At 65.1% G+C, this 7623-nt stretch carries 11 protein-coding genes; 9 read left to right on the forward strand and 2 right to left on the reverse strand.

The features are described 5' to 3' along the window. Together AC1DT2_RS11985 and AC1DT2_RS11990 are read left to right on the forward strand one after the other, a co-directional pair. The coding region (locus tag AC1DT2_RS11985; RefSeq protein WP_477296419.1) for an ATP-binding protein at positions 1–1215 on the forward strand (1215 nt) is incomplete at its 5' end. Continuing rightward, positions 1182–2054, forward strand: a complete 873-nt coding sequence (locus AC1DT2_RS11990; RefSeq protein WP_477296421.1) for a hypothetical protein — start codon at positions 1182–1184, stop codon at positions 2052–2054. The genes AC1DT2_RS11985 and AC1DT2_RS11990, both read left to right, overlap by 34 nt. Before the next feature lie 2 nt (positions 2055–2056). On the opposite strand, the gene AC1DT2_RS11995 is transcribed toward AC1DT2_RS11990, so the two are convergent. Together AC1DT2_RS11995 and AC1DT2_RS12000 are read right to left on the reverse strand one after the other, a co-directional pair. Next, the gene (locus AC1DT2_RS11995) at positions 2057–2554 is read right to left on the reverse strand and encodes a hypothetical protein (protein ID WP_477296423.1); all 498 of its coding nucleotides are present in this window, start codon (positions 2552–2554) and stop codon (positions 2057–2059) included. A 104-nt stretch (positions 2555–2658) separates the two neighbouring features. Then, positions 2659–3465 (reverse strand): plasmid replication/partition related protein, encoded by an 807-nt coding sequence (locus AC1DT2_RS12000; RefSeq protein ID WP_477296425.1) that lies wholly within the window; start codon positions 3463–3465, stop codon positions 2659–2661. A gap of 214 nt (positions 3466–3679) precedes the next feature. Here AC1DT2_RS12000 and AC1DT2_RS12005 point away from each other — a divergent pair, with 214 nt between their 5' ends. From AC1DT2_RS12005 to AC1DT2_RS12035, 7 genes are read left to right on the forward strand one after another with little or no spacing between them, the layout of a single operon-like run. Then, entirely contained in the window at positions 3680–4516 is an 837-nt protein-coding gene (locus AC1DT2_RS12005) for a DUF2167 domain-containing protein (RefSeq protein WP_477296427.1), read from the forward strand. Between the two features lie 5 nt (positions 4517–4521). Next, positions 4522–5238, forward strand: a complete 717-nt coding sequence (locus AC1DT2_RS12010; RefSeq protein WP_477296429.1) for a hypothetical protein — start codon at positions 4522–4524, stop codon at positions 5236–5238. Then, entirely contained in the window at positions 5235–5564 is a 330-nt protein-coding gene (locus AC1DT2_RS12015) for a J domain-containing protein (RefSeq protein ID WP_477296431.1), read from the forward strand. The genes AC1DT2_RS12010 and AC1DT2_RS12015 overlap by 4 nt, the downstream gene beginning before the upstream one ends. 29 nt (positions 5565–5593) lie before the next feature. Then, the gene (locus AC1DT2_RS12020; protein WP_477296433.1) at positions 5594–5950 is read left to right on the forward strand and encodes a hypothetical protein; all 357 of its coding nucleotides are present in this window, start codon (positions 5594–5596) and stop codon (positions 5948–5950) included. Position 5951: 1 nt separating this feature from the next. Next, positions 5952–6635, forward strand: a complete 684-nt coding sequence (locus AC1DT2_RS12025; protein WP_477296435.1) for a phytanoyl-CoA dioxygenase family protein — start codon at positions 5952–5954, stop codon at positions 6633–6635. Positions 6636–6681: 46 nt separating this feature from the next. After that, entirely contained in the window at positions 6682–7152 is a 471-nt protein-coding gene (locus AC1DT2_RS12030) for a MarR family winged helix-turn-helix transcriptional regulator (protein ID WP_477296437.1), read from the forward strand. Between the two features lie 6 nt (positions 7153–7158). Beyond that, positions 7159–7551, forward strand: a complete 393-nt coding sequence (locus AC1DT2_RS12035) for a VOC family protein (RefSeq protein ID WP_477296439.1) — start codon at positions 7159–7161, stop codon at positions 7549–7551. Positions 7552–7623 lie beyond the last annotated feature (72 nt).

Consider the following 7623-nt stretch of genomic DNA (forward strand, 5'->3'; position numbering starts at 1 on the left):
TTCCGTCCGTTGCCTACGGCGGTGGTCGCCGACGACGGGCGCCTGTGGTTCGCCACCACCAGTGGCGTCGTTTCGATCGATCCGGCCAACGTGCCGCGCAATCCCTTGCCCCCGCCCGTGTCGATTCGCTCCGTTACCACGGATGCGGGAACCTGGCCTGTGGCTGCCACGGTGGATCTTCCCGCGCACACGGAGCGCCTGCGCATCAGCTATACCGCGACCAGTCTTTCCATGCCCGAGCGCGTACGCTTCCGTTACCGCATGGAGGGTATCGACACGCGTTGGCGTGATGCGGGGACAGAGCGCGAGGCGGTGTATACGGACCCGCCGCCGGGCAGCTATCGGTTCCGCGTCACTGCGGCCAACGAGGACGGCGTGTGGAACGAGGAGGGCGCCTCGATCACGATCGTCGTCGCGCCGACGTTCTTCCAGACGACCTGGTTCGTCGTCATCTGCCTGTTGATCGCGTTCGCCGCGCTTTGGCTCGCCTTCTACCTGCGTATGCGTCGGATGGAAGCGCAGCTACGTGCCCGTTTGCACGAGCGCCACGCCGAGCGCGAACGCATCGCCCGCGAGTTGCACGACACCCTGCTGCAGAGTATCCAGGGCCTGACGATGCGTTTTCAGGCCATCGCCAATCGCGTGCCCGCTGACCAACCGTTGCGGATCGCGATGGAGGGTGCACTGGATCGCGCTGAAGAGGCCCTCGTGGAAGCACGCGATCGCGTGCGTGACCTGCGCGGCCACGCTGGCGAGTCGTTCTCCCTGGATGTCGCGCTTGTCGAGCTGGCGCGTGTCTTCGGCACGGAACACACCGTACCTGTGTTGGTGGAAGCGTCGATCGACATGCGTGACATGGATCCGCTGGCGCGTGACGAACTCTATGGCATCGCGCGGGAGGCCGTGCATAACGCGATCGCCCACGCCGAGGCATCGCGTATCGACGTGGTCATCGAAACGGAGGGTGCCGAGCTGGTGCTGCGCATTCGCGACGACGGGCGCGGCATCGACGACGCCGTGCTCCGTGGCGGTGGGCGAGCCGGTCACTGGGGTTTGCGTGGCATGCAGGAACGCGCCCAGAGCCTCGGCGGCAGCGTGGCCTTCGCGTCACGCGTGGAGGGTGGTACCGACGTGATTGTGCACGTGCCGATGAGCCGGGTTTTTCCTTCGCGCGCCGGTTGGTGGCGTCGCTGGTGGCGCGAGCGCGCGTGGTGAGCGATGGCACGGCACTGGGCGCCTTGATGGCCGCGCTCTGCGCGAGTGATGGATGGCGCGAGGCCGCCGCGTTTGTCGCGCGCGCCGAGGCGATGGACCGACTCGAGCTTCATCTGGTCGGGGCGCCCGAGGGCGGTGAGCGCGACCGCGCCGAGCGGTTGGTCGACGTGATGGCATCGATCGATGGCGGCCTCTTCGAGGTCCTTCGCGAGCAGATCCGCCTTGGCGAAGGCCGTCGGGCACTAGAGCGCTGGATCGGTGGCGCGGTATTGCCCGGCCAGCACTACGATGCGCTGGACGGCTTGCTTGCGGGCATCCTTGCTATCGACKAGCCCGCGATCGCTCCCCCGGTGTCGCCGCCCGAGATGGTGTTCTATCAGCCCACCCCGGCGCGGCATATCGTCGACGGCATCCGGCGTGCCGCGATTTCGTCGGCGGATGTCGTACTGGACCTGGGCTCGGGCCTTGGCCACGTGCCGATGCTGGTGCATATGCTCACCGGGGCTTGCACGCGCGGCGTGGAGCGTGTGCCCGCGTACGTCGATAGCTCAACGCGGGCCGCGTCGGCCCTGGGCCTGGAGGGCGTGAGCTTCGAGGCGGGCGACGCCCGCGACGCGGACCTGGCCGGCGTCGACGTGTTCTATCTCTTCACGCCTTTCCTGGGCACCGTGCTTCGTGACGTGCTGGCCCGGATCGAGGCCGAGGCGGCTTCAAGGCCGGTGCGGGTGATCGTGCTCGGGCCATGCGCGCGCACGTTCGCCCGGATGGCGTGGTTACGAAGCGACGATCCCGATCCGTCGGCGACGGATCGCATCGTGGTGTTTCGTTCCCGGCCTTAGGCTTACCAGCGCCCGCGACCGCCCCCGAAGTTGTTGTTCATGCCGCCGACGGAGATGCTGACGCCGCCGGTCGGGTGCTCGCAACTGCCGAAGGCCTGGCTGAGGCTGACCGCGCCGCCCTGGTAGCTGCCGCTGCCGCCATGGCTGGCACTGACCACGCCGGTGGTGAGGCTGCCGTGGACCTGGGGCTTGTTATAGGTGGCGTCGTCGCAGCGCGGCACGCCACTGTCGGTCTCGGTGTTGGCCATGCGGCCGCTGGTGTCGCCGTAGTAGGCACCCGGGGGGTCTTTCGGGSGGGTGGGGGTGACCGCCACGCTGCCGCCGTTCTTCGGTGCGGTGCCGGCAACGCTGCTGGCCGCCGCAGGGGCGGCTGCCGTGCTGCTGGCCGGTGCGGGCACATAGTCGGCGGGCAGTCGCAGGTTCAGGGGCTTGCTGGTGTCCTGCGCCCATGTGGACGTGGCGGCGAGGGAGAGGGCGGCGAGGACGATGATGGCTTTCATGGGAGCGCTCCGGGGACAGACTCTCGAACGCTCGAGAGCGCGTCCGGTGTACCGGCCTTTGATCGCCGGATGCCGGTCGGAGTTCCCGGCCGGCACGGTTCACCTTACTCCGCGAGCGCTTCGTCGGCGTCCTCGGGCACGCTTTCGCCCAGGCGGGCGCGCAGGGCGTCGATCTCGCGGCGAAGGTTGCGATTCTCGGCTTCCAGGTCGGCCACCTGCTCGCGCAAGGCCATGACATCGTCCGAGGGCTTCTCCCGGGGCTTCCGTTTGGACTCACGCACCCGCTTGGCGGCCTGCTTCAGCTCATCGTCGCCTCCGGTGGCGGCCGCGCGCTGCTCGTCCTCAGGCAGGCTGGCCACCGCGGCGGCCGCGCTGATCGAGAGGGCGCCGGACTTCACTGCGGCGACCACCTCGGGGGCAGCTTCCTTGCGGATCTTCTCGATCATGCCGACCTGGTTGCTGCTGATCCGCGCCTCGCGGGCGATGTCCTTGCGGCTATCGGCCGGTGCGGTCTTGGGCGGCTTGGGGGCAGCCGGCTGAGCATCGGTGGTGTCGAAGGGCACGTCCGACTCGGCCAGCTGCGCCCGGCGCTCGGCAAGGATCTCGCGCTTGCGCAGCGCGAGCACGCCGCGCTGGAAGTCCGACACGCTGCGCCGGCCCAGGTGTTGCTCGATCATCCACAGGTGGACATCGTCGATCGAGCGGAAACGCTCGTTCTGTACGGTCTGGAAGGGAATGTCGTGCTTGCGGCAGATGCCGTAGCGGTTGTGGCCGTCGACCAGGGTGTCGCCCCAGAGCACCAGCGCGTCGCGGCAGCCCTCGGCGAGCAGACTGCGCTCCAGCGACTCGTACTCGTCGGGTGTCAGCGGGTCGATGTAAGCCTTGAGTTCTTCGTTGACGACGATGTGCATGAGGAGCTGCCCTGTAAACCACAACCCTCCATTCTACCGGAAGCCCCCGGAAGGGGCGGGGGCTTCGGTGCGTCCGATTCCCTCCGGCCGGCTTTTGTTGCAAACTTATAACTGTCGTGACAGGGGCTTCCACGACCCATGAAGGACACCGGATTCGCGCCACGGCGCGCGTCTGATCGCGCTTGCGCTCGGCGCACGGTTTGGGAAGAACACGATGACTGGATTTGCAAGGAAGTTGGCAGCCGCGCTCGCGCTGTCGTTGGTGGCACTCGCCGCGCAGGCTTCTCCGGTATCGGAGCTGCCCTGGAAGTTCGGCCCCACCAAGGTGCAGGTCGGATCGCAAGCGACGCTGGACGTACCCAAGGGCTATGCCTTCCTCGACCCGGAAGGCACCAGGCGGCTCAACGAGTTGATGCATAACCCGCCGCACCAGGCCGACAGGTATACGCTTGCCCCGGACAACAAGGCGTGGATCGCCTTCTTTACCTACGAGGATGTCGGGTATGTGAAGGACGACGAAAAGCTCGATGCCGACGACATCCTGAAGAATGTCCGCGAGGGTACCGAGCAGAGCAACAAGGAACGCCGTTCGCGYGGCTGGGACACGCTCACTGTCATTGGCTGGAAGAATCCACCGAAGTACGAYAACGAGCTGAAGTCCCTCGCCTGGTCGTTCGTTGCGCGCGAAGACAAGTCGCAGGCCGAAGTGGTGAACTACAACACGCGTATTCTCGGACGCGGTGGCGTGATGAACGTCGTCCTCGTCGCCGACCCGAATGCGCTCACCACGGCCGTCGATCAGTTCAAGGGCACGATGGGTGGCTTCACGTTCGCACCGGGCCAGGCGTACACCGATTTCCATAGTGGCGACAAGGTCGCCGAATACGGTCTTGCTGCGCTGATCACCGGAGGCGTCGCCGCCGTCGCCGCGAAGAAGGGTTTCTTCGCGATCATCGGCACGTTCCTCGCTGCGGCGTGGAAATTCATCCTGATCGGCTTTGCCGCAGTGAGCGGAGCGATCAAGCGCTTGTTCACCCGCAAGGCGAAATAGGCGACATGCTCCTTTCACCCTGGTGGCTGTTGTTCGGCGTCGCAGGCATGTATGTCTACGACGCCGTCCTGCTGCTGTACCACAACGAAGTCGTCTTCTTCGAGCGACGCGATGGCACGTGGTCATTCTCGGCGGGCTCGGAGTTCGAGCTTGGTGGAAGGCACGTCTACGTTCCCGCTCTACTGGCGCCGCAGCGTGCCCTACTTCGTCTGCGGTGGTCATCGTTGCAGACACCACCATTGGCCCGGCCGTCGCCGCGTGGCCTTCGTGCATGGCGAATCGGCGTCGCGGCATCGGCGACGCCGGTGATGTTGCTGGTCGTGGTTTTCGCCGCGCTTCCCGTCGTGCTGCTGGGCTCCGCCTTCGTGTTGCTCGGTTGGATGATCGTGCTGTATGCGGCCATCGTCTTCGCCGTCTCGCGCGTGTGGCGCCTTCGAAACGTCACCGGTCTGGGCGGCAAGGAGTGCGCGAGCATCGCTTCCGATGCGCTCCTGTGCGCGCCCTATGCACTCGATCTGGTGCGCAAACAGGGTCTGCGCGTCGCCGATCGCTTCGACCTCGTTTCCACCGCGCACCGGCTGCTGGATGCCAGCGAGCGGGCCCGCCTTGCCGACACTATCCGTGCCAAGCTCCATCGGCAAATGGACATCGAAGACACGGACAGCGAGCGTCACGCTCAGCTGACGACCTATCTCCACCAGATCGAAGGCGCGCTAGCATGACCCTGGTCGACATCATCGTTATCGCGGTCTGCCTGGCGATCGGCTACAAGTTCGTTTCGGCGATGATGAGCAAGTCGGACGAGCCAACGAGCGAAGGTCATCGCCCCGTACCGCCGAACCTGTTTCAGCGCCAGCTGCCCTGGTATGACGTGCTTGGCGTGGCGCGCGATGCGACTCATGAGCAGATCGTCAGTGCCTACCGGGCGCGGATGAGCGAGTACCACCCGGATAAAGTGGCCAACCTCGGCCCGGACATCCGTGCGCTGGCCGAGCAGAAGGCGAAAGAAATCAACGCGGCTTACGCGGAAGCGACAGCCGGACGCTGACGTCCATGAAGGAACACCATCGGGGGTGTATGACGATGCAAATGACGGGTGATACTGCGATCTTCTATATGTACCTGATGGTCGTTTCGGTGTTCGGCCAATTGGCGCTGCTCAGTCTGCAGCTGATTGCGTACGCACGTTCCCGACACACGAGCCTTCTCTTACTGGCTGCTGGGAGCTTCATTGCATTTGTCCAGGCAATCGTTGGATTGCCCTGGGTGCATCTTGGATCGTTGACACGCATCCTTTCGACCATGTCGCAACCTGCCGGCATCGCGGTTTTCTTGACCCTGCAGTTTCTGCTGGGCCTTTCCGGCGTCGTGTGGCTGCTTAACGAGTTCGTTCGGCTGAGCCGACTCGAACGTTCGATAGCGGCGAGCCCCTGACGTGAGCGCGTCACCCAGTGAGTCTCTGGCAGGCTCTGGGTTCTTCCGCGACGGATTCACGATCCTGTCGCCCCTCCTTACGAGTGAAGCATGTGATGCGCTGCTCGCCGCTGTCGAAGCTGCGCCGCTGACGGGTGCCGGCTCACGAAAGCTTTTGTCGCTGGATGCCGTTGCATCGCTCGGACGCTGGCTGGCGAATAGTCCGCCGATCGCAGCGCTGCTTCCGGCCGGTGCGCAAGCAGTCCAGTGCACGTTGTTTTCCAAATCCGATGGGTCCACGTGGTCGGTGACGCCGCATCAGGACCTGAGCATTCCGGTTCGTAACCGCCGTGACGTGGCCGGTTGGTCTGGTTGGTCGCGCAAGGAAGGCGTGTGGTTCGTTCAGCCGCCCGTGGCCGTGCTTGAACAGATGGTGGCGGTGCGACTGCAGCTCGACGACAACGCTGCGGATACAGGGCCCCTGGAAGTCGTACCCGGCACGCACGTGTTAGGGCGACTGTCGAGCGAGGCTCTCCGGGCCGCGGCTGCGGCAGGCAAGGTGCCCTGTGTGGTCGAGCGCGGCGGTGTCGTTGTGTTGCGGCCGTTGCTGATCCATTCGTCGGCAAAGGGGCGCTCGCCGGGGAGCCGCCGGGTGCTCCATTTTCTTTATGGGCCGCCCCTGCCAGAGCACTTGCGGAGGGGTTGATAGTCAACTAAATTKACTATCAACCCCGTTGATGAGGTGCGCAGTCGTGTCCCATGATCAACCCGCCTGGTATGAAGACATCGTCGTGCCTGCGCTACTCAGGCATGCCCGCGGTACCTACGCCACGGCCATGCGCGGCGCGCTCGACGAAGCCGGCTACGACGATATCCCCGAAAACGGCCTCTACGTAATCGGTGGACTGGCGAAGGGCGCCGGCGACGTGCCGCTGGGTCGCTTGGTCCAGGAGCTTCGCGTCTCCAAGCAGGCGGCCGGGCAGCTCGTCGATACCTTGGTCACTCGCGGGTACCTCGCGCGTGAAGGCGATCCCGTCGATCGCCGCAAGCTGGTCATCACGTTGACCGAACGCGGTCGTGACGCTGCAGCCGTGCAAGGCGCCGCACGCGACCGGATCGACGCGGACCTTCACGCCCGTATTGGTGAAAGCGGCCTTCGAAGTCTGAAACGAGGCCTCGCTGCCCTGGTGGAGATCGGACGCAAGGATCGCGAGTCGGCCTGACCTGGCATGTCCAACGAGGAGAACGAGGTGACGATGGAAACCGTAGAGATCAAGGCCTTCGTGCCTGCGAAAGATTTCGAGTTGTCGAAACGCTTCTACAGAGACGTCGGATTCACGGTGGCGTGGTCGTCCGACGACCTGGCTTATCTCAGGGCAGGGGAGACCAGCTTTCTTCTGCAGAATTTCTACGTCAAGGAACACGCCGAGAACGTCATGATGCACATGCTCGTCGTCGACGTGGAAGCCTGGTGGCAACATGTGCTGGCGCACGACATCGCCAAGCGCTACGGCGTGCGCGTCGTGCCGCCGGCGAACCAACCCTGGGGCATGCGCGACTTCGTGCTGATCGACCCTACCGGTGTGCTATGGCGCATTGCTCAGAACATCGAGGTGGCCTGAGCCTCGAGCGACTTACGGAAGGCGCTCGAACTTCGTCACCGTCGATCCCTTGTAGGACGCCTCGCCGAACGC

The organism is Luteibacter sp. P4_E6 (assembly GCF_056401535.1).